Consider the following 26,752-nt stretch of genomic DNA (forward strand, 5'->3'; position numbering starts at 1 on the left):
ACGGGGCGCAGGTCACGGGGGCGGTACGGCCGATGCGTCCGGTCCCGTTCCCAGGAAGTTCCCAGAACCACCCTGCCCCACGACCCGCGGTCCGCTAGCCGAAAGCGGGCAACACCTCGCGCTCGAACAACCGCAGACTCGACCACGCCAGATCCATCGGCATGCCCCCGCACAGCGGATGGAACTGGGTGAACGGCCGTGCTGCGCCCTTGAGTTCGGTCACGAACCGCTCGGGCGTCAGGACCCGGTACTGCTTGCCGCGCCGCAGCTCCGCCAGACCGTCGGCCGTACGGAAGGGCGCGGCCACGTCGTCCTGCGCCTGCCAGACGCCGTAGGCATTGGTCTCGTGCAGGAAGAACGGCGCCATCCGCGCCCACCCCGCGTCCGGGTCCTCGGCGAGGGCGACCACCTGGTTCGGTCCGATCGGACTGGGACCGGGGTCGGGGCGGCCCAACTTCCGCACCTCGTCGCGGTAGTACTCCCACACCTCGGGGACCGAGGGCACGAACCCGTCGGCGATCCGGGCGGCCCGGCGCGCCGCCGGTTCGCTGCTGCCGCCGAGGAGAACGGCGGGGCCGCCCGGCCGGAACGGCGCCGGCGTGACGCGTACCGTACGCCCCCGATAGCTGAACTGCTCGCCTGTGAAAGCCGACTTGAGGGTGGTCACCACCTCGGTGACCCGCTTGGCCCGTTCCTTCATCGGCACGTCGAACATGGCGAACTCCTCGTGCACATAGCCACCCGCGACGATCAGGTCGACGCGCCCCCGGCTGATGTTGTCGAGGACCGCCAACTCCTCGGCGAGGCGCAGCGGATCGTGGAACGGGGCGATCAACGCGGCGACCAGGAACCGGACTTGCTTCGTGCGGGCGGCCATCGCCGCGAGCATCTGGACCGGGCTGGGCAGATAGCCGTCCGGTGAGCCGTGGTGCTCGGAGACGGTGATCCGCGTACAGCCGAGCCCGTCGGCCCACTCGGCCATGTCGAGGGCGGCCGCGTAACGGTCCGCCATGGACGTACCGGCCGACTCCGGGTTGCGGAAGTCGAATCGAAGAGCGAACCCCACACCAGGACCAGTAGTCATCGTTCGAGAATAGGATTCTCGATGAGGAGAACGCAATATCCACGACCAGGTACAACCTTTGCCAAGCCGGCGGAAGGTGATGTTCCCCCAGCCTCTACCGGGCAGTAACCCCTTCGCCCTACGCTGCTGCCGCCACCAAGGCTCCAACTAGGCGATGGCGAAGGGGACTTGAGACTCATGAAGGCGATAAGACGGCTGGCGGCACTGCTCGCCGGGACGGCCCTGCTGCTGACGGGGGCCGTCGGCAACGCCCATGCGGCGGCGCCGAAATTCTCGGAGACGACGACGATCGGCACGCACAACGCGTACGAGAAGGACAAGTACACGTACTGGGCGCAGGCGTTGGACTCCGGAGCCTCACTCCTCGAACTGGACGTCTACGTCGACAGTTTGAGCAAGCGGTGGCGGGTCAGCCACAGCGATCTGTTCGCCAACGACAACAACTGCGAGTACGCGAGCACCCCCGCCGACCTGTACAGCAAGGACCGCAACCAGGACCTCGGCAGCTGCCTGGACAACATGGCCGCCTGGAACACCCTGCACCCGGACCACGCGCCCATCATCATCAAGGTGGAGATGAAGGTGGGCTTCAACCAGACGATCGGGCTCGGCCCGACGGCGTTCGACACCCTGGTCTCGCAGAAGCTCGGCAACAGCGTCTACAAGCCGTCCGACCTGCTCGGCTCCTCGTACTCCACGCTCGACGCGGCGGCGAAGGCGAACGCGTGGCCGTCCCGCGACGATCTCAAGGGCAAGTTCATCTTCGAGCTGATCCCGGGCACGGTCGAGCAGGCCAACCCGTTCGACCACTACTGGACGGACCAGGAGTACGGCGACCATCTGCGGGACCTGTACGCGGCCGGCACGATCAGCCAGGCGCAGGCCTTCCCGGCGGTACTGGGCGCGGCCAACAGCGATCCCAGGGCGACCCGTTGGACGTCGGACACCTCGATCCGCCCGTGGTTCGTCTTCTTCGACGGTGACGCGGCGACGTACGTCAACAACGGCTACGACACGTCGTTCTACTCCGCGAACCACTACATCCTGATCATGACGGACGCGTACGCGGTGGCCCCGGCGATCTCCTCAACGACCCCCACGGACGACGAAGTTGCCGCGAAACTGGCACTACTGGCAGCGGATCACGCAAGCGTGATCACTTCTGACTGGTCGTCGAAGTCGGCGTCGGTGCTGTCGTCGGTGGCAACCAGAAGCTGAGGTTCCGCATCGCGAAGCGGGGGCAGAAGTCCCCCATGTTGCATGGCATCGACGTAAGCGCGTTCCAGTCCACCGCGTACGACACGGACGGCTCCTCCTTCGTCTTCATCAAGGCGACGGAGGGCCATTCGTACGTCAACCCCAGACTCACGGCCCAGACGAAGACGGGCCGTGACGCGGGACTGGTCGTCGGCTTTTACCACTTCCTCTGGCCGGGCGACATCACCGCCCAGGCGGAGTACTTCGTGAGCAAGGCCCCTGAAAAAGCAGGCGACTTGCTGGCGGTCGACTGGGAAACAACGGGCGACGGCACCCACGCCTCGAACGCGGAGAAGGACAGCTTCATTCGCAAGGTGAAGGCCCTCCGCCCGAACAACCGGGTCGTCCTCTACTGCAACCGCACGTTCTGGCTCACCATCGACAAGACGTCCTACGCGGGCGACGGCCTGTGGATCGCCGACTACACGACCGCCGGCAAGCCCCGCATCAAGGCGGACTGGAAGTTCCACCAGTACACCTCGGACCCCCACGACAAGGACGTCGCCGACTTCACGACCAAGGCGTCCTTGCAGACGTGGGCGAAGGACGCCTGAGGTCGTGTGAGCCGTCGCGCGAGCCGCCCCCTCAGCCCTTGAAGTCCCCCGTCCGCTCCGGCGAAGCCTCCGCCAACCCCTTCACGATCCCGTCCACACCTTCCCGCAGTCCGTACACCGGTGTCCCCGGCTGCTGGCGCCAGGACTCGTCGAGGGTGCCGGCGTCGACCGTGTCGAAGCCGAGGTCGTCGATGAGGGCGCGGACCACGCGCTTGGCGGCCTCGTCGTCGCCGGCGACCGGGAGGGCGAGGCGGTCGGGGGCGCCGGACGGGCGGGGGCGGTCCAGGATGTCCTGGGCGTAGGTGCCGTTGAAGGCCTTGATGACGGTGTGGCCGATCTGCTGGGAGACCCAGCGGCTCTCGGTGAGGCCGTCGTCGAGGATCGCGGCGATCCGGCCGTCGCGCCCGGGGTAGTAGTTGTTGGTGTCGATGACCGCGACGTTCTCCGCGGCGCCGTCGAGGAAGCCCTTCGGCAGGTTCGCCACCGCCTTCAACGGGATGGTGACCACGACGACTTCGGCCCCGTTCGCCGCCTCCTCGACAGGTACGGGGGTCGCGCCCGTCTCCTCGGCCAGCGCGGTGAGCGTCTCGGGGCCGCGCGAGTTGGCGACGGAGACGTCGTGGCCGAGGGCGGTGAGCCGCCGGGTGAGGTTGCCGCCGATGTTGCCCGCGCCGATGATGCCGATCTTCATGACAGACCCTTCGCCGATCCGGAATCCATGCATGCGCATGTTTCACGCTTCTGGAGGGCCCCAACCCCGGGCGGCCGTCGGCTATTCCGCCCCTCGGCCGATCAGGTGGCGCTCAGAGCCGTACGACGATCTTTCCCGTATGCGCGTTCGACTCCATCAGCCGGTGGGCGTCACGGATCGTGTCCAGGCCCTCGAAGACCTCCCCCACGACCGGCCTGAGGCCGCCGTCGGCGAGGCCCGCGTCGAGGAACGCGGCGGAGCGGCGACGGCCGCCGGGTGTGCTGGTCAGAGCCCCGTTGGCGTAGGTGTGGATCGTGAACGGCCAGTTCCGGGGGATCTCGGCGGGGCGGTCGTCCAGCCAGCCGTAGACGACCATCGTGCCGCCCGTCGCCAGCGCCTCGGCGAGCGGGCGGAAGCCGGGGCCGCCGATCGCGTCGAGGACGACCTCCGCCCCCTTGCCGCCGGTGAGCCGCCTGACCTCCTTCGCGACGCCCTCCGCGCCACCCGCCTCCGCCGGGACGATCACCTCGGCCGCGCCCAGCTCCAGGAGCCGTTGCCGCTTCGCCTCCGTGCGGGTCGTGGCGAGCGGGATCGCCCCGATCCGGCGGGCGACCTGGATCGCCGCGGTGCCGACTCCGCTGGAGGCGCCGGTGATCAGGACGTGGTCGCCGGGCCTGAGCCCCGCCGTCTCCAGCAGCGCTCCGTACGCCGTCGTGTACGTCAGCCAGGCCGCCGCCCCGGTGACCGCGTCGACGGCGGCGGGGCGCCGCAGGACGGAGGCCTCGGGCAGGACGACCCGGTCCGCGTACACACCCTGCGCGCTCATCTCGATGCCCGGCCCGGTCAACACCCTGTCGCCTACGGCGAGTTCGGTCACGCCCTCGCCGACCGCCGTGACGACGCCCGCGGCCTCGTAGCCGAGGCGGGAGGCGGGCAGGGACGGCTGGTAGTAGTAAGTGCCGGAGCGGAAGAGGGCTTCGGCCCGGTTGAGGCCCAACGCCTCGACCCGCAGGGCGACTTGGCCGGGCGCGGGGTCGGGAAGTGTCACGTCCTCGACCCGCAGGACCTCGGGTCCGCCGATGTCGTCGAAGAGCACGGTACGTGCGGTGGTTGGCATGGAGACGACGCTAGGCGGCGGGTGCGAGACGATCCATGTCCTCCGGTCTCCGATTCATGTCCGTACGTCTTCACCGTCAACTCGCGGGCTACGGTGCGGACATGGACGTACTCAGTGACGCCGTCGCGGCGATGCGCACCGGGCGGCCGCACTCCTCGCGCCGCGACAAGTACGCGCCGTGGGGGATGCGCTTCGAGGCCTCGGACGGGGCCGGGTTCCATGTGGTGCTGCGAGGCTCCGCCTGGCTCGTCCCGGCGGACGGCGAGCCGGTGGCGGTCGGCCCCGGGGACGTAGTGTTCCTGGCCCACGGACGCGGGCACGCGCTGGCCAGCGGAGTCGACGTACCGCTGGAGGAGGTGCGGCTGCGGGCGGACGGCACCTGGCCCCAACCGCCCTCCCCCGCACGGGAGTCGGCGGTCCCGGACACGGTCATGCTGTGCGGCGCCTATCTGCTGGACCGGGCCCGCGCCCACCCGCTGCTCACCGAGTTGCCCGAGGTGGTGCATCTGCCCGCCCGGGTCGGCGCCCACGGGTCGCTGCGGGCGGCGGTGGAGCTCCTCGGCGCGGAGCTGGAGGAGCCCCGGCCGGGCTCGGACACCATCGTGACCTCGCTCCTGGACACCCTGCTGCTGTACATCCTGCGCGCCTGGTGGCTGGAGGGCCGGCACGGTTCGGGACACCCGACGGGCTGGGCGGCGGCGCTCGCGGACCCGGCGGTCGCGGCGGCCCTGCGCGCCGTGCACGACGACCCGGCCCACCCCTGGACGGTCGAGGAGCTCGGCACCCGGGCCGGCCTGTCCCGCGCCGCCTTCGCCCGCCGGTTCGCGGTGCTGGTGGGCCGGCCGCCGCTGACGTATCTGACCTGGTGGCGCATGATCACGGCGGGGCGGCTGCTCCGCGAGGACGACACACCGTTGCGGCTGGTGGCCCAACGCACCGGCTACACCTCGGAGTTCGCGTTCGCCAAGGCGTTCAAGCGGGAGTACGGGGTGGCGCCGGGCCAGTACCGCAAGCGCGCATCCCAGCCCCCCGGACACGACGAGAAGGGGCACCCGTCCGCCGTAGGACAGGCGCCCCTTCCGACCCGTCGGGTCACTTGTTCAGGTGGGCCCAGAACTCGTCGAACGACAGGACCTTGTCCCCATTGAGGTCCCGGCTCTTGATGATGGCCTCGGCGACCGCCTCGGTCACGTTCCAGTCGCCACCCTGAGCCAGGGCGGTCTTGAACTCGGCCGCGGTGATGACACCGTCACCGTCCGTGTCGATCCGCTGGAAATGCTTGCGTGCTTCCTCGATGTCCGCCACCGGATCCGCCCCTTCGTAACGCTTTACCGCCTGTTGACGGGGCCAGACTAACCGGCCGCGCGAGCCCGCAGCGCGGCGACCACCCACGCGAACTCCTCCCGGTGCGCCGCCGCGGGCCCCCCGCCCTTCACCGTGGCCAGCAACTCCCGGTAACGGGCGAGCCGTTCGTTGGACGCCGACTCCATCCGTTCGAGGACGACGGCCGGGTCGCCGCCGTCGCCGAGCACCTCCCGCAGGATCGCGTCGGCCTCCGGCGACCCGGGGTCGATCCCCCGCTCCCTGGCCTCCGCGCCCAGCTGCACCAGCCGCATGGGAAACCAGGTGGACCGCCCGCGGACGGCGGCGCGCTCCTGGTCCGAGGCGTTGAACTCGACGGCCTTGCGCATCTGCGCCCGGAACTCCGGGTCCTGCACCATCTCCGCCAACTCCACCCAGGCGTCGACCTGTTCGGGGGTCGGGTCGTCCGGGAGGTCCGACGCGATGGAGCGCATCCGGTCCTCGATGGCCGGGTCGACGGTGTCGAGCCCGTGGAACAGCTCGTCCACGAACTCCTCCATGATCCGCCTGCGTTCGGCGGCCGACAGTCGTGCCAGCTTGTTCATGAACGTCATCTCCTCCGCGGTCGAACCGCGTCTCGCGACGGTCGACAGCACCGCCCGGGTCACCCTCAGTGAACGGATCTGCGCGTCCAGCGCCACCACATGCGCGGCGGCCACCTCCGCGACGGTCGACTCACCGGCCAGCACCTTGCGCACGTCGTCGAGACCGAGGCCCAACTCCCGCAAGGTACGGATCAGTTCGAGACGGGCGGCGGACTCGGCGTCGTAGAGCCGATAGCCGCCCGCGGAGCGGGTCACCGGGGTGAGGACGCCCTCGTCGGACCAGTAGCGGATGGTGCGCACGGTCAGCCCGGTGGACCTGGCCAGTTCCCCGATGGTGAGAAGTCCGGTGCCGTCGTCGATCATGTCGTGAGTGTGGGCCTTCCAGTGGGTGGAGACTCAAGCGGCGCAAGGAGCTTGGTGATGGAGACTCTTCGGGACATTCTCGACGCGGTGGCGCAGGGTGTCGTCCTGCCGCCGGACGGTCGCGTGACCGTCGTACCGCAGATGTCCGACCGGGACGCGGGAGTCCTCGCCTTCACCGCGCACGCCGTGGTCTTCATCGACGAGGACCCGCAGTGGGTCCGCGACACCCTGGCCGCCGTCTCGTGCGACGCGCTCGCCGCGCCGATGAACCCGTGGTTCCTGATGGCCCTGCTGAAGCGGACGGGCCGCAGGTCGGAGACGATCGACGCGATGCTCGTGGGCGCCCCGCTGCCGGGCGAACCCCCGCTCCCCCTCACGGAGATCACCGACGGCGACCACCCGCGCATCGTGTACGCCCGCGGCCGCCGCGACGACGTGCGCGCCTGGACGGCGGAGGGTGGGGTGCTCGTGCTCGGGCGCGGGGTCGGCGGCCGGCTCGAGGTCTCCGTCGAGATCGACGAGGACGTACGGCACCGGGGGCTGGGCCGCGCCCTGGCGGCCGCCGCCCGCCACCTCGCGACAGAGCCGCTGTGGGCGCAGGTCGCGCCGGGGAACGCCCGCAGCATGCGGGCGTTCCTGGCGGCGGGCTACCGCCCGGTGGGTTCGGAGGCGGTCCTGCTCAGCGCGCGATAGAACCTGCTGAACTTCAGTGCCACGGGCGGTAGTTCGGGTTGCTCTCGCAGTCGCTCATGATCTCGACCTTGGTCTTCTTGTCGACCGGGCAGACGCCGATGATGTACTGCCGCTGGATCCCGCCGGGGAAGGCGACCTCGACCTGGTCGGCCCACTTGTGGGTGTCGCCGATGGTCTTGTTGACGTCCACACCGCCCGGGGCGTCGATGTAGTAGTTGTAGCCCGACTTGTACCAGGTCTTGTACAGGTCGTGGTCGTACGTCGTCGAGACGTACGGCGAGGGCTGGTTGACCAGGACGTACTTCTCGATGTCGTACTGGCCGTTGACGACGTCCTTGGGGGCGAAGCCCTGGTCGAAGACGATCGCGGGGCCTCGGCTGTCGCTGCGGTAGAGGGTGCCGCAGCTGGTCCGCCAGACCGGGTCGGGGGTGATGCGGCTGATGTCCACGCGCTGGTCCACGGCGGCCATCGCGGGATCGGCGACGACGGGACAGGCGGGCGCGGCGGCGCGGGCCGGGGTGTGGGCGGGGACGGTGGCGGCCGTGGTGGCGAAGACGGCCGCGAGGGACAGGGCTGCGGCAACGGCTCGTCGCCGCAGGTGAATCGTGATCATGCGAGGCACGATCCCGGTTCTACGACGACGAGCCGCGGATCCTCACCCGTACGGGGGCGTGTCCAACTGACCGGATTTCAGCGGAATTTCAGCGGCCCCCGGTCGGCCTCAGCGGAAGATGCCCGTGTGGCCCAGCGAGTAGCGCCCCGGCTGCGGGTACACCGCGAGGCCGTGCGGACCGCCGCCGACCTTGATGCGGGCGAGCTGGGTGCCGGTGCGGGTGTCGATGGCGTAGACCTCGGAGTTGTAGCGGCCGGAGAGCCACAGGACCTTGCCGTCGGCCGAGACACCGCCCATGTCGGGGCTGCCGCCGTTCGGGAGGTGCCACTTCTTGGTGAGCTTGTTCTTCGTGAAGTCGAAGATGGAGATGGTGCCTTCGCCGCGGTTGGAGATGTACATCTCGCGCGAGTCCCGGCTGATGTACAGACCGTGGCAGCCCTTGCCGGTGGGCAGGAAGTCCGGCTTGGCGAAGGTGTCGCCGTTCAGGACCCACATGCCGTTGGCCATCATGTCGGCGATGTAGAACTTCTTGCCGTCCGGCGAGATCTTGACGTCCTGCGGCATCGAACCGTGGAACGGCAACTTCTGCTGCCCGACGACCTTCATCTTCTCGGTGTCGACCTTCAGCAGCTCGCCGCTGAACTCGCAGGAGACGATGAAGTACCGCCCGTCCGGCGAGAAGTCGGCGTGGTTGACGCCGTAGCAGCCGACGTGGACCGCCTTCACGGTCTTCATCGTGTGCGCGTCCCGGAACACCAACTGCCGGTCCAGCGAGGCCATCACGACCGCGTACTTGCCGTTGGGCGTGAAGTACAGGTTGTACGGGTCGTGCACGTCAACGGGCTTGCCGGCCTTGCCCGTTCGCGGGTCGATCGGGGTGAGGGTGTTGCCCCGGTCGTTGTTGACCCACAGCGTCTTCAAGTCCCAGGAGGGGACCACGTGTTGGGGCTGGACCCCGACCGGGATGGTCTCGACGACCTTGTACGTCGCCGGGTCGATCACCGAGACGGTGTTGGAGTTGGTGTTGGGAACGTAGACCCGCGAGGGGAAGTCCCGTACGACCGGGGAGAGTTGGTTGGGCCGGTCGGCCGCGTACACGTCGGCCGGGTCGAGCACCGGCGGCATACCGGGCAGCGCCCGCGCGACCTGCGCCTTCTTCTGCTGCTGCGGCTGGAGCGCGGCCTTGGTGCCGAGCGCCTCGTCGGCGTGGTCCTGCGAACCGCAGCCGGCGAGGGCGGCGAGAGCGATCCCGGCGACAAGGGCGCGGGTGAGGGGGATGTGTCGCATCAGCTCAGCAGCTCCGTGGTCGTCACCGCGCGCAGTCCGCGACGGTGGAGTTCATCCAGTACGGCGGGGAGCGCGGCGACCGTGTCGGCGTACCCGAAGTGCATGCTGACGACCGACCCGCCCCGGACCTCGGCGAGCACCTTGCGGGTGACGGCGGGGGCGCCGGGCGCGGTGAAGTCGAGGGAGTCGACGTCGTAGGACAGCACGTGCGGGTAGCCCACGCGGTGGGCCAGGCGCTGGACGAGCGGGGACGCGGCCGGGGCGCGCGAGGGCCTGAACCAGGTGCCGATCGAGCCGGTGAGCCGCTTGAGACGGTCGGCGCAGCCGGTGATCTCGGCCAGCGCGTCGGCCTCGGACAGGGTGTTGACGGCGATGTGCCGCTGGGTGTGGTTGCCCAGGTCGTGGCCGCCGTCGAGGATGCGGCGGGCCATCTCGGGGTGCGTGTCGAGCCAGGTCCCGACGGCGAGGACGGTGAGGTGGGCACCGTGTTTCTCCGCCTCGGTGAGCAGAGCGGTGGCGATCTTGGGGTCGCCCTGGCCGTGGAAGGTGAGCGCGATCCGGGGGCGGTCGCGGGGTCCGTGGGTGATCTGCGCGGGCTGCTGGGGGAAGGCGCGGGGGGCGGGTGCGGTGAGCGGCGTCGCCTTGGCGGCGGGCACCGGTCCGCTGGCGGAGGCGTGCGCGGGGGATGCGGTGGAGCCGGTCGTGGCACACCCGGCGGCAAGAGCGCCCCCGGCGACAAGCCCGGCACCCGCACGCAACGCCGTACGGCGGTCGGTCGTGGTCACCCGCCCCATTTAAGGGGCGCCAAGTAAGAAACCGGGGCATTAACCCGTTCGGGGGACAAACACGAGTCGCACCAGTCAACTCCGGTCCGACGATGCCTTAAAGGGGCGCGGGGCTGTATCAATTTGCGGCTCCGCCGCGTGGGCGCGACCAGCCACAACGAGCCCGCAGACAACCAACAACCTGCCCCGGCATCACAGCAGTTCCGCTCAACGATCAGAGACGCGCATCTCGAACCAGGTCGTCTTGCCGCGAGGCAGCAAATCCACACCCCACCGATCGGAAAGCTTGTCGACGAGAAACAACCCCCGCCCGCTCAAATCCATCTCCTGAACCGGCATCAAACACGGCAACCCACGAGACGGATCACGAACCTCAACCCGGATCCACCCCCGCCGCCGCTTCATCCGCAACCCGAACACCCGCGCACCGGTGTGCCGAACGGCATTTCCGACCAGCTCGGAGACAAGTAAGACGGCGTCTTCGGTCAGCTTCGGACTGAGCCCCCAGTGCCGCAGAACAACAATCTGGGTGAGCCGGCGAGCCGCCGCCGCGGACTCCGGCCGAGACGGGAGCGGAACTTCCGCCTCCGTAGGATTCCCGAACAACTCGATCGCCTTGAGCGCCCGCTCGTCCTCGACCGCAGGCGACCAGCGCGCCGCGGTCGCACGGCCTTGTCCCCGCGGCTGTCCGATACCTTCCAGCCCCGCCATGCGTCCATCATGGCCGCCCCGAACGGCCTCCGTGGCGGTTCCGGAGGAATACGCCCCCCGGAAGCCCCCATTCCGCGACATCCGATTGGCATGTGCCAGGGTCATTTCAGGGCTCGACACAGCCCCTCCGACCTGCGGTGAAGGCTCTGTTGGTGGCAATCGACAGGCTCCCTCGACAAGGCAGGCTTAAGGTCGAGTTAAGGTTCCCATAAACCGACCCGTCGAGGGACCCGGATGAGACATCGTGTCAATTGCAAGGGGTCCAGCGGGATTTGATGTTCCGCTTCAGAGGAACTTTGCCTTCCCGGGCCCCTCTTCGACGAAGCTCCGCATCCCACGCTCACGGTCCTCGGTCGCGAACAGCCCCGCGAACCACGTGCGTTCGACCGCGAGCCCGGTCTCGATGTCCGTCTCCAGCCCGGTGTCGATCGCTTCCTTCGCCGCACGCAACGCGATCGCCGGACCCTGCGCGAGCCTCGCCGCCCACGCATGCGCCTCACTGAACACCTCGGCGGCGGGGACGAGTCGGTCCACGAGCCCCAGCGCGAGCGCCTCGTCCGCCTTGACCATCCGACCCGTGAAGATCAGATCCTTCGCCTTCGACGGACCGATCAGCCGCGCCAGCCGCTGCGTGCCGCCCGCACCCGGAATCAACCCGAGCAGAATCTCCGGCTGCCCCAACTTCGCGTTGTCAGCGGCAATACGGAAGTCGGCGCACAACGCCAACTCACAACCCCCGCCCAGCGCATAGCCGGTGACGGCAGCAACGACCGGCTTCGGGATACGGGCCACCGCCGTGAACGACTCCTGCAACGCCCGCGACCGTACGACCATCGCCGCATGGTCCATCCGCTGCATCTCCTTGATGTCCGCCCCCGCCGCGAACACCTTCTCCCCGCCGTAGATCACCACGGCCCGCACGTCGTCGCGACGCGAGGCCTCCTCGGCGAGTTCCTTGAGGCGGTCCTGGGTGGCGACGTCCAGCGCGTTCATGGGCGGGCGGTCGAGGCGGATGGTGCCGACGCCCTCGGCGACTTCGAGATTCACGGTCATGCGGGAACACTACGGGGGTCTGGGGGTCGTCCCCCAGATGGGCACAGCACGCGCGCTAACGACAACGGGCCCGGTGCTGTGTGTCACAGCACCGGGCCCGCAGGTCGACCAGCAGATCAACTAGCCGCTTACGCCTTCCACTTCGCCCACGACATGTTCCAGCCGTTGAGCCCGTTGTCCGGCGCCACCGTCTCGTCGTTGGAGTGCTTGACGACGACCACGTCGCCGATCATCGAGTGGTTGTAGAACCACGCGGCCGGCACGCTGCTGCTGTAGCCGCCCTTGACGTCCTGGAGGCCGACACAGCCGTGGCTGGCGTTGTAGTTGCCGAAGGCGCCGCCGCCCCAGTAGTTGCCGTGGATGAAGGTGCCGGAGGTGGTGAGGCGGATGGCGTGCGGGACGTCCTTGATGTCGTACTCGCCGCCGTAGCCGACCGTTTCACCGTTCATACGGGTCACTTCGAGCTTCTGGCTCATGACCATCTGGCCGTTCCACGTGTCGTAGCCGGGCTTGCCGGTGGTGACCGGGATGGTCTTGATGGTCTTGCCGTCCTGGGTCACCTTCATGGTGTGCTTCTTGGCGTCGACCACGGAGACCTGGTTCCGGCCGATGGTGAAGGAGACCGTCTTGGCCTGCTTGCCGTAGACGCCCGGGCGGCCTTCGACGCCGTCGAGGTTGAGCTTGACGGTGACCTTGGTGCCGGACTTCCAGTAGTTCTCGGGGCGGAAGTCGAGGCGGTCGTTGCCGAACCAGTGGCCCTCGACGTCGACGGCCGGGACGGTCGTGATGGTGATGGCCTTCTTCACGTCCTCGGGGTGTGTGATGCCCCGGGTGAAGTTGATCGAGAACGGCATCCCGACGCCGACCGTGGAGCCGTCCTCCGGGGTGAAGTCGCCGATGAACGTGTTCTTCGGGGTCAGCGTGGTGAAGCTGGAGTCCTCGGCGGCGACCCGGCCGTCGGAGTCCTTGGCGATCGCGTGCACGGTGTACTTGGTGGACGCGGCGAGATGCGTGGCCGGCGTCCAGCTGGCGCCGCCGCCGGTGATCGCGCCGGAGACCTTGGTGCCGTCGGCGTCCTTGACCTCGACCTCGGTCAACTTGCCCTTCGCGGCGCTGATCTTGAGGGCGCCGCTGGTGTCGACGGACTTCGAGCCGTTCTTCGGGGCGATGGTGACGACCGCCTGCGACTGCTTGGTCTCGGCGGTGTCCGAGCCCTTGGCCTTGCTGTCGCCCGAGCCGGACCCGGAGGTGGAGCCACCGCCGCCTCCGCACGCGGTGACGGCGAGCAGCAGTACGCCGAGGATCAGCGCCAGCAGCCCCTTGTTTCTCCGGCCGCGCGCGTCAACCGACGCCCCCGATATCGGTCGCACGTTCAAGACTTTCTCCCCTCGCCGGGCCCGGTCCGGCCCGCACCCCTTCGCGCATCTGACGTGCACGTCCGCGCATATTAACCGTCCGCATTTGAGCTTCATGTCAGGCGAATGTCACCGTTCGGTCGCAACTTCAACTGCCGCCTGACACAGGCTCCCCGCCCCGTCTCCGATCACGTGAGGACAATGCTCTCCGGTCACATGAGGGCACCGCTCTCCCGTCACTTCAGGGCACTGCCCGCCTTCCACTCCTTCCAACCCATGTTCCACCCGCCGAGGCCATTGTCCGGAGCGACCTGTTTGTCCTCGCTGTGCACGACCTCGACCACGTCCCCGATGATGCTGCGGTCGAAGAACCACCCGGCCGGGGTGTCCGAGCTCCCGCCCTTGACGTCCCTCAACCCCACGCACCCGTGGCTGACGTTGACGTGTCCGGGCGCGGACGGCGCCCAGTAGTTGCCGTGCAGGAAGGTGCCGGAGTCGGTGAGCTTCATGGCGTGCGGGACGTCGGGGATGTCGTACTCACCGCCGAAGCCGACCGTGCGGCTGTTCATACGGGTCACCTCCAGCATCTCCATGACCACCATTTTCCCGTTGTACGTGGTCTTCCCGGGGGCGCCGGCCGTGATCGGGACGGTGGCCAACAGGTCGCCGTCGCGCCGCACTTCCATGGTGTGCTTGGCGGCGTCGACGAGGGAGACCTGGCTGCGGCCGACGGTGAAGGAGAACGTCTTGTACTGGAGGCCGTAGACGCCCTTCGCGCCTTCCACGTCCCGCAGGCGCAGCGAGACGGTGACCTGGGTGCCGGGTTTCCAGTAGGCCTCGGGGCGGAAGTCGAGGCGGGCCTTGCCGAACCAGTGCGGGCGGATCTCGACGGCCGGCTTCGCGGTGATGTGGATCGCGCGCTCGACGGCGGCCCGGTTCTCGATCTCCCGGTTGAAGCCGAGGGAGACGATCATCCCGGTGCCGACGGTGGCGCGGTTCTCCGGGGCGACGTAGGCGATGAACCGTTCGTCGGGCACGTAGGTCGTGAACGTGGTGTGCCGGGCGGAGCGGTGGCCGTCGCCGTCGAGGGCGACCGCGTCGACGGTGTACTCGGCGGCGAGCGCGAGCTTTCCGTCCTCGGGTTCCCAGCGCAGTCCGTCGTCGGAGATGCGGCCGGGGACCGGGCTGTCCTGGGCGTCCTGCTCCTTGACGACCTGCACGGACTCCAGCCGTCCGCTGGGTACCCGGACCACGAGTCGCCGGTCCGGTTTGACGCCTTTGCTGGCGTCCTCGGGCGAGATCCGGATCACATCCTCGGGCGACGGTGCCTTGCCGAAGATCTCGCCGATACCGCCCCCGCCCGAGCCGTCCGAAGTACAGCCGGTGGCTCCGGCCAGCAGTCCTGCCCATGTCAGTACGGCGGCCAGTGCGACCCCTGCGCGTCGCGCGCGCCCTTGTGCATGCCTCACGGGGTGCCCAACGAGCGGGCACGCCTCAGGGAAACGTGAGTGCGACCCAAGCTCTGGGCAGAACAGTGGGGAGAACGACATGACAGGCACACGCGACCGGGACGCCGCGCGCCCTTCACCTCGTCGTTCCATGAGCCGCAGGAGGCCGGACGGTGTCGAGCGCAGCCGAGCAGGAGGCCGTACAGGAGGAGGGCGTCGACGACGGCGTGCCGATGGAGCGAGCCGTCGTCGAGGCGGCCGTGCCGTCGCCACGTGCCGCCCCCGTGCTGAACGGCGCCCCGCACACCGGGCCGCCGGTGCCCGTGTGGCCGGGGACGCCGATGCCGCTGGGGGCCCGGTACCGGGTCGGCCCGGACGGGGTGGCGGGCACCAACTTCGCGCTGTGGGCCGGGGGTGCGGAGGCGGTCGAGCTGTGCCTCTTCGACGAGGACGGGGTGGAGACCCGGGCCCCGCTCACCGAGTTGACGCACGAGATCTGGCACGGCTTCCTGCCGGGTGTGCTGCCCGGGCAGCGCTACGGCTTCCGGGTGCACGGTCGCTGGGACCCGTGGACCGGCGCCCGCTGGAACCCGGCGAAGCTGCTCCTCGACCCCTACGCCCGCGCGGTGGACGGCGAGTTCGGGCTGCCGCCCGAGGTGTACGCGCACGTCCGTGACTGGCCGCAGCAGCAGGTCGCCGACACCGTGCGCGACGACCGCGACTCGGCACCCCACGTTCCCAAGGGTGTTGTGGTCCACGACGACACCACCGACGACGAGTGGATGGACGACCGCCGCCCGAAGACACCGTGGGCGGACTCGGTCATCTACGAACTCCACGTCGGCGGCTTCACCAAACTGCACCCCGGCATACCCGAGGAACTCCGGGGCACCTACGCCGGGTTGGCGCACCCGGCCGCGATCGAGCACCTGGTGAAGCTGGGCGTGACGGCCGTGGAGCTGCTGCCCGTCCACCAGTTCGCGCACGAGGACCATCTGCTGCGCAGGGGCCTGAAGAACTACTGGGGTTACAACTCGATCGGCTACTTCGCCCCGCACGCGGGCTACGCGGCGACCGGCACCGCGGGCCAACAGGTCGGCGAGTTCAAGCGGATGGTGCGTGCGCTGCACGAGGCCGGGATCGAGGTGATCCTCGACGTGGTCTACAACCACACCGCCGAAGCAGGTGAGTTGGGCCCGATGCTGTCGTTGAAGGGCATCGACAACCGCGGCTACTACCGCCTCCAGAGCGACGCCCGCCGCTACACGGACTACACCGGCTGCGGCAACACCCTGCACGTCGTCCAGCCGCACGTGCTCCGGCTCATCACCGACTCCCTGCGCTACTGGGTCACGGAGATGGGCGTCGACGGCTTCCGTTTCGACCTCGCGGCGGCGCTGGCCCGCTCGATGCACGACGTCGACATGCTGTCCCCGTTCCTCGCGGTGATCGCCCAGGACCCGGTCCTACGACGGGTGAAGCTGATCGCCGAGCCGTGGGACGTGGGCTCCGGCGGCTACCAGGTGGGCGCGTTCCCGCCCCTGTGGACGGAGTGGAACGACCGGTATCGCAACGCCGTCCGGGACTTCTGGCGGGGCGCGCTGCCGGACGTACGGGATCTCGGGTACCGGCTGTCGGGGTCGAGCGACCTGTACGCGTGGGGTGGCCGGCGCCCGTACGCCTCGGTCAACTTCATTACGGCGCACGACGGTTACACCCTGCGGGACCTGGTGTCGTACGAGCGCAAGCACAACGAGGCCAACGGCGAGGGCAATCGGGACGGGACCGACGACAACCGGTCCTGGAACTGCGGGGTCGAGGGCGAGACGGACGACGAGCGCGTAAAAGCGCTGCGGCGAAGGCAGTTGAGGAACCTCCTCACCACCCTCCTCCTCTCCACGGGGGTGCCGATGCTGGTCGCGGGTGACGAGCTGGGACGGACGCAGCGGGGCAGCAACAACGCCTACTGCCAGGACAACGAGATCAGTTGGGTGGACTGGGGTCTGCAAGAGGACCCCGGCTGGCGGGCGTTGACCGATCTCACCGCCCGGCTGATCGACCTGCGCCACCGCCATCCGGTGCTGCGCCGCCGGGCGTTCTTCTCCGGGCGGGCCCATTCGGCGGACGGCATAAGGGACTTGGCGTGGTTCACCGCGCGCGGCACGGAGATGACGGAACGGGACTGGTACGCGCCCGCCGCCACCCTCGGCATGTATCTCTCGGGCCGGGACATCCCGGGTCGTGACGAACGCGGCGCCCCGATCGTCGACGACAGCTTCCTCGCCGTCCTGCACGCGGGGCACCGGCCGGTGAGCTTCGTGCTGCCGGGGCCGCCGTGGGCGGAGCGGTACGAGGTGGTCGTCGACACATCACGGGAGGAGCAGGGGGAGGCGCCGGGGGTGGTGCATCGGGCGGGGGCGGCGATCACGGTGCCGGCTCGGGCTGTGCTGTTGCTGAAGGTGGTGAGCTGAGGGGCGGCAGAGGGACCGACCGGGGTTCCGGCCGGGGTGACGTTTCAGATCCGTGAACTCCCGGGCGGATGGCTGGGCTTGGGGCGAATCGGCTGATCACATGGGGGTGCCACCCCCCACGGCTTCCGCTGCCTTCCGTCGCCCTCCCCACAAGGACCTCTCATGCCCGAGATATCCCGCCGTGCCTTCGGCGGCCTCGTCGGCGGCGGTGCCGTCACCGCCGTCGCCGGTACGTCCGCCACCGCCGAGGCCGCCGAACCCGCCCCCGCCGAGCGGCCGTTCAAGGCCCGCCCCGGCGCCTCCGGTAAACGTCCCAACCTCCTCGTCATCCTCGGCGACGACCTCGGCTGGGCCGACCTCTCCTCCTACGGCGCCCCGCACATCAAGACGCCGAACCTGGACCGGCTGGCCCGGCAGGGGGTGCGTTTCACCGACGCGTACTCGGGCTCCGCGACCTGCTCGCCGACCCGGTTCAGCCTGTACACCGGGCGCTATCCGGGCCGTACGCCGGGCGGGTTGGCCGAGCCGATCGCGAGCAGAACGCAGGGGCTCGACCCCAGCCATCCCACTCTGGCGTCGCTGTTGAAGAAGGCGGGCTACGCCACCGCCCTGATCGGCAAGTGGCACTGCGGCTGGCTGCCCGACTACAGCCCCACGAAGTCGGGTTGGGACGAGTTCTTCGGCAACCACGGTGGCGTGCTGGAGTACTTCTCCAAGCTCGGCCAGCTCGGCGACTACGACCTGTACGAGGGCGACGCGACCTACCAGGATCTCCGTTACTACACAGAGGTGTTGACCGAGCGGGCGGTGGAGTACGTCGGCCGGAAGCACGACAAGCCGTGGCTGCTGAACCTCAACTTCACCACTCCGCACTGGCCTTGGCTCGCGGAGGGCGACGAGGAGACCGGTGCCGAGATCGCGGCGAAGATCCGGGCGGCGACAAGCCAGGTGGAGATCAGCGACGCCCTCAACCAGTACGACGGCGGCTCGGTCGCCAAGTACACGGAGATGGTGCAGAGCCTCGACGCGGCCGTCGGGGAGGTGCTCGCCGCGCTGCGCCGGTCCGGGCAGGAGGAGAACACGGTGGTGTACTTCGCCAGCGACAACGGCGGTGAACGCTGGTCGTACCTCTGGCCGTTGAGCGGCGAGAAGTACGTGCTCCAGGAGGGCGGCATCCGGGTGCCGACGATCGTGCGCTGGCCGCACCGCATCGACGGCAACCAGGTCAGCCACGAGCCGAACTTCTCCCCCGACTGGACCGCGACCTTCCTGGAGCTGGCCGGTGCCCGCCCCGACCCGGCGTACCCGCTGGACGGCACGAGTCTCGCGGGCTATCTGCTGGCGGGCGAGGAGCTGCCCGAGCGGGACCTGTTCTGGCGAGTGCGGGCCAACCGGGCGCTGCGGCGCGGCGATTGGAAGTACTACCAGGACGAGGACGGGGACGACCACCTCTTCGATCTGGGCGCCGACCTCCGCGAACAGGCCGATCTCGCCCCCGACAAGCCGGAGTTGCTCGCCGAGCTGAAGGCGGCCTGGGAGAAGACGGCGAGCGGCCTGCTGCCGTACCCGCCCGTCTAGGCCCTGCCTCGGTCAGCCGAGAATCCCCCGGTCGTAGGCGACCGCGACGGCCGCCGCGCGGTCCTTGACGCCCAACTTGCCGTACAGGTGGGTGAGATGGGTCTTCACGGTCGCCTCGCTGATGAAGAGTTCGCGGGCGATCTCGCGGTTGGAGGTGCCCTTGGCGACCAGGGCGAGGACCTCGCGTTCGCGGGCGGAGAGCGGTTCGTTGCCGGGAGTCTGGGGTGCGCGGACGGCGGAGACCAGACGGGAGGCGACGGCGGGCGAGAGGACCGTGCGGCCGTCCGCCGCCGCGCGGACGGCGGTGAAGAGCTCGTCGCGCGGGGCGTCCTTGAGGAGGTAGCCCGTCGCGCCCGCCTCGATCGCGGGCAACGTGTCGGAGTCCGTGTCGTACGTCGTCAGGACCAGCACCTTCGCGCGCGCCGAGCGGCGGGTGAGCTCGCGGATGGCGTCGACGCCCGCGCCGCCCGGCATCCGCAGGTCCATCAGGATCACGTCCGGGTCGAGGGCGGCGGCCCGCTCCACGGCCTCGACGCCGTTGGACGCCTCGCCCAGGACGCGGAATCCGGGCGCGGACTCGAACATGCCGCGCAGACCGTCCCGTACGACGGGATGGTCGTCGACGATCAACAGGGAGATCAGCAACTCGTCACTCATGGCGGACCAACGGTACGCGAGCCGACAGGGCCGTGCCGTGTCCCGGCTCGGACTCGATCGTGAGCGAGCCCGCGATGCGTTCGGCGCGGGCGCGCATGCCGTCGAGGCCGAAGCCGCCGGTGCGGGTGCGTTCGGGGAGGGCGAGCGGGTCGAAGCCCCGGCCGTCGTCGCGGATGTCGAGGATGACCTCGTCGCCGAGGAAGCTGAGGGTCACGCCGACACGGCCGGCGCGGGCGTGCCGGGCCGCGTTCGACAACGCCTCCTGGGCGATGCGCAGCAGGGTCGCCGAGATCTCGTCGTGGAGCTGCTCGGTGATGCCGGTGACGGTGAACTCGGCGCGGACACCGGTGCGTTCGCCCCATTCCGCGACCGTGTTCTTCAGGGCCTCGGGCAGTCCGTCGTTCTCCAGCGCGACGGGCGCGAGGTTCTGCACGGAGCGGCGAGCCTCGCCGAGGCTGTGCCGGGCGAGGGTGGAGGCGCGTTCGAGGTGGGTGCGGGCGGTGGTCAAGTCCGGTGCGTTCGCTACGACTTGGAGCTGGGCGATGATGCCGGTCAGGCCCTGGGCGATGGTGTCGTGGATCTCGGCGGCGAGCCTGCGGCGTTCGTCGGCGACCCCGGCTTCCCTTGCCTGGACGAGGAGTTGGGCGTGCAGGGCGGCGTTCTCGTCGAGGGCCTGCTGGAGCGCGGTGTTGGTGCGTTCGAGTTCGGTGATGGTCGCGTTGCGCTCGCGGGAGCGCTGCGTCTCCTGCTCCTGGAGATGGGCGATCGCCATCTGCAGGCCGGAGTTGGCGGCCACGAGCGCCGCGAAGAGGATCCACTGGACCCCGCTCCCCAGCGGCAGCCCGCCGGACTGGGCGCCGGCCACGGTGACCGCGCCGGCGAGCAGTCCGAGCCGCTGCCACTCCACGCCCGGGATCAGTTCGTCGGCGTCCATGTAGCCGGCGGCGGCGTAGAAGGCGAAGAACGGGTCGATCCAGGTGAGGGCGAAGGCGATGGCCCAGCGGACGACGTAGTACGCGGTTCCCGCCCGGGACGGGATCCGGCCGCGACCGGGCAGCCGCGAGCGGGTGGTGTGCCACAGCAGCTGGAGGACGAGCGCGGCACCGACCAGGGCCCAGCCGGTGTACCACTGGGCGGTGGCGTAGTCGGCCAGACCGGAGGAGGCGAGCGCCAGGACGACACCGATCCCGAGCAGCCCGTACGGCCCCCATGTGTGCAGCTGCTCCCAGCGCCGGTCGATCTCCTGGTCCCTGGTGGTCATCTCCCCAGTCTGCACGGCCGCCGCTCCCCTACTCCCAGCGGAACCAGCGCGAGGCGCCGGCCGTCAGCAGCACGGTCCAGGCGACCAGCACGCCCAGGTGCGTCCAGCCCGGCCAGTTCCCGGCCGCCGCCCGGTTCAGGGCCTCGGCGGCGGCGCCGAACGGGGTGTAGCCGACGATGCGGGCCATGACGTCCGGCATGGAGTTCACCGGGATCCACACGCCCGCGCAGAACATCATCGGGAAGAACACGGCCGACCCGATGGCACCCGCGATCTTCGTGGTCCGGGACAGCGACGAGACCACCGCGCCCAGCGCGAGCGCGGCGAGGACCGCGAGAAGCAGGGCGAGGAGATAGCCGCCGGGCTGCTTCGGCAGTCGTACGTCGAAGGCGAGGCGGCCGACGATCAGCGCGAGCAGGGCGGAGACGAGGGCCGCCGCGCCGTAGACCACCATCTGCGCGGAGAGCAGAGCCGTCGGCCGGACCGGGGTGGCGGACATGCGGCGGAGGATGCCGCGTTCGCGGTAGCCGGTGAGGTTCTGCGGCATCGACTGGAGCGCGCCGACGATCATGCCGAGGAGGACGGCGACCGGAACGTACACGTCGACCGTGCGCAGCCCCCCGAGGTCGGCCTGATGGTGCCGGAAGCCCGGGATGGACCCCAGGATCACCAGCAGCAGGGTGGGGAAGAGCAAGATCCAGAAGAGCGCGCCCGGTTCACGGCGGAAGAGCCGCAACTCGGTACGCAGGACTGCGGTGTTCATGCGGTGACCTCCGTCAGGTCCAGGAACGCGTCGTCCAACGTGGCGTCGGACACGCGGAGTTGGTGGGCGGTGATGTGGTTGCGCGCGAGCAGCGTGATGACCGCGTTGACGGTCTCGTCCGAGCCGGAGAGCGTGATCCGGCCGTCCTTGCGCGCCACGGACGTGAGCGCGGGAAGGGAGTTCAGATCACCGTCGTCCAGCGCCGCGGAGGGCGTGAAACTGATGACGGTCGACCCCGCCGAACGCCGGATCAACCCGTCCGGGGTGTCCAGGGCGGCCACCCGCCCCTTGTCGATCACGGCGATCCGGTCGCACAGCCGCTGCGCCTCCTCCATGAAGTGCGTGACGAGCAGCACGGTGACCCCGCTCGCCCGCACGTCCTCGATCAGCTGCCAGGTGTCACGGCGGGCGCGCGGGTCGAGGCCGGTGGTGAGTTCGTCGAGGACGACGACCTTGGGGTTGCCGATGAGCGCGAGCGCGATGAACAGCCGCTGCTTCTGCCCGCCGCTGAGCTTCGCGAACCGGGTGGTCAACTTGGCGGTCAGGCCCAGGCGTTCGGCCAGCGGCCGCCAGTCGGCGGGGTGCGGATAGAAGGACGCGTACAGCTCCAGCGCCTCGCGGACGGTGAGCTTGGCCTGGAGTTCGCTCTCCTGCAGCTGGGCGCCGAGAACGCGGGCGACTTCCTCGTGGTCGGCGACGGGATCGAGTCCGGTGACCCGGACCCGCCCCGCGTCGGGAACCCGCAGACCCTCGACACACTCGACGGTGGTGGTCTTGCCGGCGCCGTTCGGGCCGAGGATCCCGAAGATCTCGCCCTCCTCGACGGCGAAGGAGACCCCGTCCACGACGGCCCTGCCGCCGTAGGACTTCCGTAGTGCGGTGACTTCGATGACTGGTGTGGCTGGCATGCACCGAGGGTCCCGCCGGCGCCGGGTCCGCCACATCGCCCATCGCGCTCGAAGGGACATCAACCGATCGGTTGATGCGCTTCTACGACCCCCTACGACCCCCTGCGCCCCCTTGGATGCGCCGCTACGACCCCCCGAACACCCAGGTCGTAGGACCAACGGCCGATCCGGGTCCGGCCAAAACTCGGTGGGCGTTGTCAGTGGTGGTCCGTAGGCTCGCCCGTGATGTCCACGACGCGTGCAACCACCGAGAAGCGATCCGCCGTCCGTACCCTCGCACGGCTCTGGCCCTACGTCCGGCCGGTGCGGGTACGGCTGTTCGGCGCGGCCGTGGTCGCGGTCGTCGCGTCCTGTACGGGGCTGGTGTTCCCGCTCGTCCTGAAGTGGATGGTGGACGGCCCGGTCGCGGACCGGGACGCGGCCGGCGTATGGCTCGGGGCGCTGTATCTGTTCCTGCTCGGCATCGCGGAGGCGGGCCTGTTCGGGCTGCGGCGATGGCTGGTCGCAAGGCCGCTGTCGCACGTCGAGGCGGAAATGCGGGCGGACCTGTACCGGCACCTGCAACGCCTGCCGGTGTCCTTCCACGACAGATGGCCCTCGGGCCAGCTCCTCTCCCGGGGCACCACGGACCTCATGCTGCTCCGCATGTTCCTGGCCTTCCCCCTGACGTTCCTGCTGGTCAACGCGGTCACGATCCTGGTGGGCGTGATCATCATGCTGCTCCAGGACTGGACGCTGGGACTGGTGATCCTCGGCCCCGCGATACCGGTGATCATCACCTGCGTGATCTTCGAGCAGCGGTACGCGCACGTGGCCCGCCGCGCCCAGGACCAGGTCGGCGACCTGACGACGGTCGTCGAGGAGAGCGTCCTGGGCATCCGCATCATCAAGGGCTTCGGCCGCCACCGCACGCAGGCACGAGCCTTCCGCGACCTGTCCCGCACCCTGCGCGGCACGGAACTCCGCAAGGCCCAACTCCTCGCCACGATCTGGGGCGTCATCGTCACCCTGCCCGAACTGGCCCTCGGTTCGGCACTGGTGGTGGGGACGGTGCAGGTCGCGGACGGAGATCTGTCGGCGGGCACGTTGGTGGCGTTCCTGTCCACGGCACTGGCGCTGCGGTGGCCGGTGGAGTCGATCGGGTTCCTGCTGGCGATGAGCCAGGAGGCGGCGACGGCGACGGAGCGGTATTTCGAGGTCATGGATGAGCCACGGGAGGCGGAATCGCCCTTGAGGGCAGCGCCCCAAAGGGGCGCGGGGCTGTATCGATATGCGGCTCCGCCGCGGGGCGCGACCAGCCCCCACCGGCCCGCACCCAAAAACGACGGCATCCGCTTTTCCTCAGTCTCCTTCCGCTACCCGGACGCCCCGCCGGATTCCCCACCCACCCTCGACAACATCACCCTGCACATCAGACCCGGCGAATCCATGGCCCTGGTAGGAGCCACCGGCACGGGCAAGACCACACTGACGGCCCTCGTCCCACGGCTGCACGAGGTCACATCCGGCCGCATCACACTGGACGGCGAGGACATCACGGCGATGTCCAGGGATTCGCTGCGCGCCCTCGTCGCCGTGGCCTTCGAGGAACCCACGTTGTTCTCGGCCAGCGTCGGGGAGAACGTACTCATGGGATCAGAACAGGGCGCGGGACAACCGGAGTTGGAGCGAGCCCTGGCCGTCGCGCAGGCGGACTTCGTGCACAGCCTCCCCCAGGGCACGGACACCCAGGTGGGCGAACAGGGCCTCAGCCTCTCCGGCGGCCAACGCCAACGCCTGGCCCTGGCAAGGGCGGTGGTGGGCAAACCCCGCTTCCTGGTCCTGGACGACCCGCTGTCGGCGCTGGACGTCCACACCGAGGCCGCAGTTGAGGCCGCCCTCCGCCAAGTTCTGGCCGACACAACGGCGTTGATCGTGGCCCACCGCCCGTCGACGGTCCTGCTCGCCGACCGCGTGGCCCTGCTGTCGGACGGCCGCATCACGGCCGTAGGCACCCACCAGGAACTCCTGCGAACGAACACGGAGTACGCGCACCTCATGTCGGGCGCCGAGCACGAGAAAGACACCGACCGCCCAACACGCCCTATAGGGGCGCGGGGCGGTATCAACATGCGGCTCCGCCGCGGGGCGCGACCAGCCCCCACCGGCCCGCAGACACAGAACAACCCAGTCGGTGAACAGGAGGACGCCCGATGACCGCCCCTACCACCTCCGCGCCCCCCACCGACGACACCCCCGAACCCCCGCACCCGCCCGCCGCAGGCGACCCCTTCGACCACGACATCCTCCCCACTCCCCCAGGCGCGACCGCCACCCTCCTCCGCTCCCTGCTCGCCCCGATGAAGACACGGGTCACCATCACGACCCTCCTCCTGCTGCTCCAACAGGCAGCCGTGCAGGTGGGCCCCCTCCTCGTCGCGTACGCCATCGACCGCGCGGTCCCGGCGTTCCGGGACGACAACCACGGCCCGCTGATCGCAGTCGGCGCGGGCTACCTGCTCTGCGCGCTGCTCTCCGGCGGACTCCAGTACGCCTTCATCGCCGCCTCCGCCCGCGTCAACCAGGACGTACTGCTCGATCTGCGCGGCCGTATCTTCCGCCACGCGCAGGCGCTCAGCATCGACTTCCACGAGCGGTACACGTCCGGCCGGCTCATCTCCCGTTCCACCACGGACATCGAGGCCCTGCGCGAACTCCTCAGCGAGGGACTCCAGGAGCTGATCACGGTCATCCTGTCGTTCGTGTACATCTCGGCGATGCTGCTCTGGCTGGACCTGGGCCTCGGCGTCGTCGCGGTGGCGTCGTTCGTGCCGTTGTACCTGCTGGTACGGGTCTACCAACGGCGCGCGGTACAGGTGTACGCGGTCCGCTCCACGGCGATCGCGCGCGTGATCGTGAAGTTCGTCGAGACGATGAACGGCATCCGCCCGGTCCGCGCGTTCCGCCGCGAGGACGTGAACGACGCCGACTTCCGCGTCCTCAACCAACAGCACGAACGCTCCAACGGCGACGCCCTGTTGGAGATGGCCCGCTATGTCACCGGCTCCCGCCTGGTCGCCAACACGGCCGTCGCGGTGATCGTCCTGTGGGGTTCCTTCCGGGTGTCGGACGGCTCACTGGAGTTGGGCGTACTGGCCGCCGCGGTCCTGTACCTACGGCGGCTCTACGACCCGATCGACCGCCTCGGCATGTTCCTCAACTCGTACCAGTCGGCGGCGGCCTCGCTGGAGAAGATCGCGGGTCTGCTGGCCCAGACCCCGTCGGTCCCGGAACCCTCAACACCCGTACAGCTACCGGAACTTGACACAGACCAACCCGGCCGCGAGGTCGTCTTCGACGGCGTCCGCTTCACCTACCGCACCGGCGGCGAGGTCCTGCCCGTCTTCGACCTCACCCTCCCCGCCGGCCAGACCGTCGCCGTCGTCGGCTCCACCGGCGCGGGCAAGTCGACCCTGGCCAAGCTGCTGGCCCGTTTCTACGACCCCTCGGACGGGCGGGTGTTGCTCGACGGGGTCGATCTGCGCGAGCTGTCCGGGCCCGAACTGCGGCGCGGGGTGGTGATGGTGACGCAGGAGGCGTTCCTGTTCTCCGGCACGGTCGCCGAGAACATCGCGATCGGCCGCCCGGACGCGCCGCGTGAGGAGATCGAGCGGGCCGCGAAGGCGATCGGCGCGCACGACTTCATCAGCGCGCTGCCCGACGGTTACGACACGGACGTACGCAAGCGGGGTGGGCGTATCTCGGCGGGTCAGCGCCAACTCGTCGCGTTCGCACGGGCGTTGCTCGCCGACCCCGCCGTCCTCATCCTCGACGAGGCGACCAGCTCCCTCGACATCCCCGGCGAACAGGCCGTACAGCGCGCCATGTCGACGGTCCTGCGCGGCCGTACGGCGGTCGTGATCGCCCACCGGCTGTCCACGGTCGAGATCGCGGACCGGGTGCTGGTCATGGAACACGGGCGGGTCGTCGAGGACGGCACGCCGGCGGAGCTGATCTCGGGGACGGGGCGGTTCGCTGATCTGCACCGGGCTTGGCGGGACAGCTTGGCGTAAGCGGGTCCGCGAGTTAGGCAGTTTTTTGGCTACCGGCCGGTGGGGGCTGGTCGCGCAGTTCCCCGCGCCCCTAAAAACGCCGACCCGCCGTGTCTTTAAGGGGCGCGGGGCTGTATCAACATGCGGCTCCGCCGCTAGGCGCGA

General features: G+C 69.6%; 24 protein-coding genes. 8 read left to right on the forward strand and 16 right to left on the reverse strand.

All coding sequences use genetic code 11. The annotated features are described in order from the left end of the window. Positions 1-94: 94 nt before the first annotated feature. Positions 95-1,084 carry an LLM class flavin-dependent oxidoreductase gene (locus ACIBK4_RS02350; protein WP_398991316.1) on the reverse strand — a complete coding sequence of 330 codons (990 nt, stop codon included), beginning with the start codon at positions 1,082-1,084 and terminating at the stop codon, positions 95-97. A 177-nt stretch (positions 1,085-1,261) separates the two neighbouring features. Between ACIBK4_RS02350 and ACIBK4_RS02355 the strand changes: the two genes are divergently transcribed. Further along, on the forward strand, positions 1,262-2,302 hold the full coding sequence (locus ACIBK4_RS02355) for a phosphatidylinositol-specific phospholipase C domain-containing protein (RefSeq protein ID WP_398991318.1): 1,041 nt from the start codon (positions 1,262-1,264) through the stop codon (positions 2,300-2,302). Between the two features lie 35 nt (positions 2,303-2,337). Then, positions 2,338-2,895, forward strand: coding sequence for a GH25 family lysozyme (locus ACIBK4_RS02360; protein WP_398991320.1), 558 nt, complete (start codon positions 2,338-2,340; stop codon positions 2,893-2,895). 31 nt (positions 2,896-2,926) lie between these two features. Here the strand turns inward: ACIBK4_RS02360 and ACIBK4_RS02365 are convergent, their stop codons facing one another. Together ACIBK4_RS02365 and ACIBK4_RS02370 are read right to left on the reverse strand one after the other, a co-directional pair. Continuing rightward, positions 2,927-3,586: an NADPH-dependent F420 reductase gene (locus ACIBK4_RS02365; protein WP_398991322.1), complete on the reverse strand. Its 660-nt coding sequence runs from the start codon at positions 3,584-3,586 to the stop codon at positions 2,927-2,929. Between the two features lie 112 nt (positions 3,587-3,698). Continuing rightward, complete coding sequence (locus tag ACIBK4_RS02370; protein ID WP_398991324.1) at positions 3,699-4,703, reverse strand: zinc-dependent alcohol dehydrogenase family protein; 1,005 nt, start codon at positions 4,701-4,703, stop codon at positions 3,699-3,701. 101 nt (positions 4,704-4,804) lie between these two features. Between ACIBK4_RS02370 and ACIBK4_RS02375 the strand changes: the two genes are divergently transcribed. Beyond that, the gene (locus ACIBK4_RS02375) at positions 4,805-5,851 is read left to right on the forward strand and encodes an AraC family transcriptional regulator (RefSeq protein WP_398991326.1); all 1,047 of its coding nucleotides are present in this window, start codon (positions 4,805-4,807) and stop codon (positions 5,849-5,851) included. On the opposite strand, the gene ACIBK4_RS02380 is transcribed toward ACIBK4_RS02375, so the two are convergent. Together ACIBK4_RS02380 and ACIBK4_RS02385 are read right to left on the reverse strand one after the other, a co-directional pair. Next, positions 5,796-6,008 carry an EF-hand domain-containing protein gene (locus ACIBK4_RS02380; RefSeq protein ID WP_200689953.1) on the reverse strand — a complete coding sequence of 71 codons (213 nt, stop codon included), beginning with the start codon at positions 6,006-6,008 and terminating at the stop codon, positions 5,796-5,798. The genes ACIBK4_RS02375 and ACIBK4_RS02380 overlap by 56 nt on opposite strands. Positions 6,009-6,055: 47 nt before the next feature. Continuing rightward, positions 6,056-6,973 (reverse strand): MerR family transcriptional regulator, encoded by a 918-nt coding sequence (locus ACIBK4_RS02385; protein ID WP_398991328.1) that lies wholly within the window; start codon positions 6,971-6,973, stop codon positions 6,056-6,058. A gap of 57 nt (positions 6,974-7,030) precedes the next feature. On the opposite strand from ACIBK4_RS02385, the gene ACIBK4_RS02390 reads away from it, so the two are divergent. After that, a complete protein-coding gene (locus ACIBK4_RS02390) occupies positions 7,031-7,666 on the forward strand; it encodes a GNAT family N-acetyltransferase (protein WP_398991330.1) in 636 nt (211 codons plus the stop codon). 13 nt (positions 7,667-7,679) lie between these two features. Here ACIBK4_RS02390 and ACIBK4_RS02395 read toward each other — a convergent pair whose 3' ends face one another. The 7 genes from ACIBK4_RS02395 to ACIBK4_RS02425 form a co-directional block, all read right to left on the reverse strand. Continuing rightward, the gene (locus ACIBK4_RS02395) at positions 7,680-8,279 is read right to left on the reverse strand and encodes an ADP-ribosyltransferase (protein WP_398991332.1); all 600 of its coding nucleotides are present in this window, start codon (positions 8,277-8,279) and stop codon (positions 7,680-7,682) included. Positions 8,280-8,387: 108 nt separating this feature from the next. Next, positions 8,388-9,566 (reverse strand): hypothetical protein, encoded by a 1,179-nt coding sequence (locus tag ACIBK4_RS02400; protein WP_398991334.1) that lies wholly within the window; start codon positions 9,564-9,566, stop codon positions 8,388-8,390. Further along, complete coding sequence (locus ACIBK4_RS02405; RefSeq protein WP_398991336.1) at positions 9,566-10,360, reverse strand: polysaccharide deacetylase family protein; 795 nt, start codon at positions 10,358-10,360, stop codon at positions 9,566-9,568. Before ACIBK4_RS02405 ends, ACIBK4_RS02400 begins: the two co-directional genes overlap by 1 nt. 198 nt (positions 10,361-10,558) lie before the next feature. Continuing rightward, positions 10,559-11,062 (reverse strand): ATP-binding protein, encoded by a 504-nt coding sequence (locus tag ACIBK4_RS02410; RefSeq protein ID WP_323185436.1) that lies wholly within the window; start codon positions 11,060-11,062, stop codon positions 10,559-10,561. Positions 11,063-11,347: 285 nt separating this feature from the next. Continuing rightward, positions 11,348-12,115, reverse strand: a complete 768-nt coding sequence (locus ACIBK4_RS02415) for an enoyl-CoA hydratase/isomerase family protein (RefSeq protein WP_398991338.1) — start codon at positions 12,113-12,115, stop codon at positions 11,348-11,350. A 128-nt stretch (positions 12,116-12,243) separates the two neighbouring features. Continuing rightward, positions 12,244-13,491 carry an Ig-like domain-containing protein gene (locus tag ACIBK4_RS02420; protein ID WP_398991340.1) on the reverse strand — a complete coding sequence of 416 codons (1,248 nt, stop codon included), beginning with the start codon at positions 13,489-13,491 and terminating at the stop codon, positions 12,244-12,246. Between the two features lie 215 nt (positions 13,492-13,706). Then, the gene (locus tag ACIBK4_RS02425) at positions 13,707-14,939 is read right to left on the reverse strand and encodes an Ig-like domain-containing protein (protein ID WP_398991342.1); all 1,233 of its coding nucleotides are present in this window, start codon (positions 14,937-14,939) and stop codon (positions 13,707-13,709) included. A 152-nt stretch (positions 14,940-15,091) separates the two neighbouring features. On the opposite strand from ACIBK4_RS02425, the gene glgX reads away from it, so the two are divergent. Together glgX and ACIBK4_RS02435 are read left to right on the forward strand one after the other, a co-directional pair. Then, positions 15,092-17,389: a glycogen debranching protein GlgX gene (gene glgX / locus ACIBK4_RS02430; RefSeq protein ID WP_398991344.1), complete on the forward strand. Its 2,298-nt coding sequence runs from the start codon at positions 15,092-15,094 to the stop codon at positions 17,387-17,389. A 162-nt stretch (positions 17,390-17,551) separates the two neighbouring features. Continuing rightward, positions 17,552-18,967, forward strand: coding sequence for a sulfatase (locus ACIBK4_RS02435; protein WP_398991346.1), 1,416 nt, complete (start codon positions 17,552-17,554; stop codon positions 18,965-18,967). A gap of 12 nt (positions 18,968-18,979) precedes the next feature. Here the strand turns inward: ACIBK4_RS02435 and ACIBK4_RS02440 are convergent, their stop codons facing one another. Genes ACIBK4_RS02440 through ACIBK4_RS02455 form a run of 4 tightly spaced genes read right to left on the reverse strand, consistent with a single transcriptional unit; the run spans position 18,980 to position 22,556 of the window. Continuing rightward, positions 18,980-19,624, reverse strand: coding sequence for a response regulator (locus ACIBK4_RS02440; RefSeq protein ID WP_398991348.1), 645 nt, complete (start codon positions 19,622-19,624; stop codon positions 18,980-18,982). Beyond that, positions 19,617-20,885 (reverse strand): ATP-binding protein, encoded by a 1,269-nt coding sequence (locus ACIBK4_RS02445; protein ID WP_398991350.1) that lies wholly within the window; start codon positions 20,883-20,885, stop codon positions 19,617-19,619. Before ACIBK4_RS02445 ends, ACIBK4_RS02440 begins: the two co-directional genes overlap by 8 nt. A 28-nt stretch (positions 20,886-20,913) precedes the next feature. Beyond that, complete coding sequence (locus tag ACIBK4_RS02450) at positions 20,914-21,648, reverse strand: ABC transporter permease (RefSeq protein WP_398991352.1); 735 nt, start codon at positions 21,646-21,648, stop codon at positions 20,914-20,916. After that, complete coding sequence (locus tag ACIBK4_RS02455; protein WP_398991354.1) at positions 21,645-22,556, reverse strand: ABC transporter ATP-binding protein; 912 nt, start codon at positions 22,554-22,556, stop codon at positions 21,645-21,647. The genes ACIBK4_RS02450 and ACIBK4_RS02455 overlap by 4 nt, the downstream gene beginning before the upstream one ends. A gap of 225 nt (positions 22,557-22,781) precedes the next feature. Here ACIBK4_RS02455 and ACIBK4_RS02460 point away from each other — a divergent pair, with 225 nt between their 5' ends. Together ACIBK4_RS02460 and ACIBK4_RS02465 are read left to right on the forward strand one after the other, a co-directional pair. Beyond that, positions 22,782-24,752, forward strand: coding sequence for an ABC transporter ATP-binding protein (locus ACIBK4_RS02460; protein ID WP_398991356.1), 1,971 nt, complete (start codon positions 22,782-22,784; stop codon positions 24,750-24,752). Next, positions 24,749-26,608: an ABC transporter ATP-binding protein gene (locus ACIBK4_RS02465; protein WP_398991358.1), complete on the forward strand. Its 1,860-nt coding sequence runs from the start codon at positions 24,749-24,751 to the stop codon at positions 26,606-26,608. Before ACIBK4_RS02460 ends, ACIBK4_RS02465 begins: the two co-directional genes overlap by 4 nt. Positions 26,609-26,752 lie beyond the last annotated feature (144 nt).

The organism is Streptomyces sp. NPDC050528, from assembly GCF_044457795.1.
GTDB lineage: Bacteria > Actinomycetota > Actinomycetes > Streptomycetales > Streptomycetaceae > Streptomyces.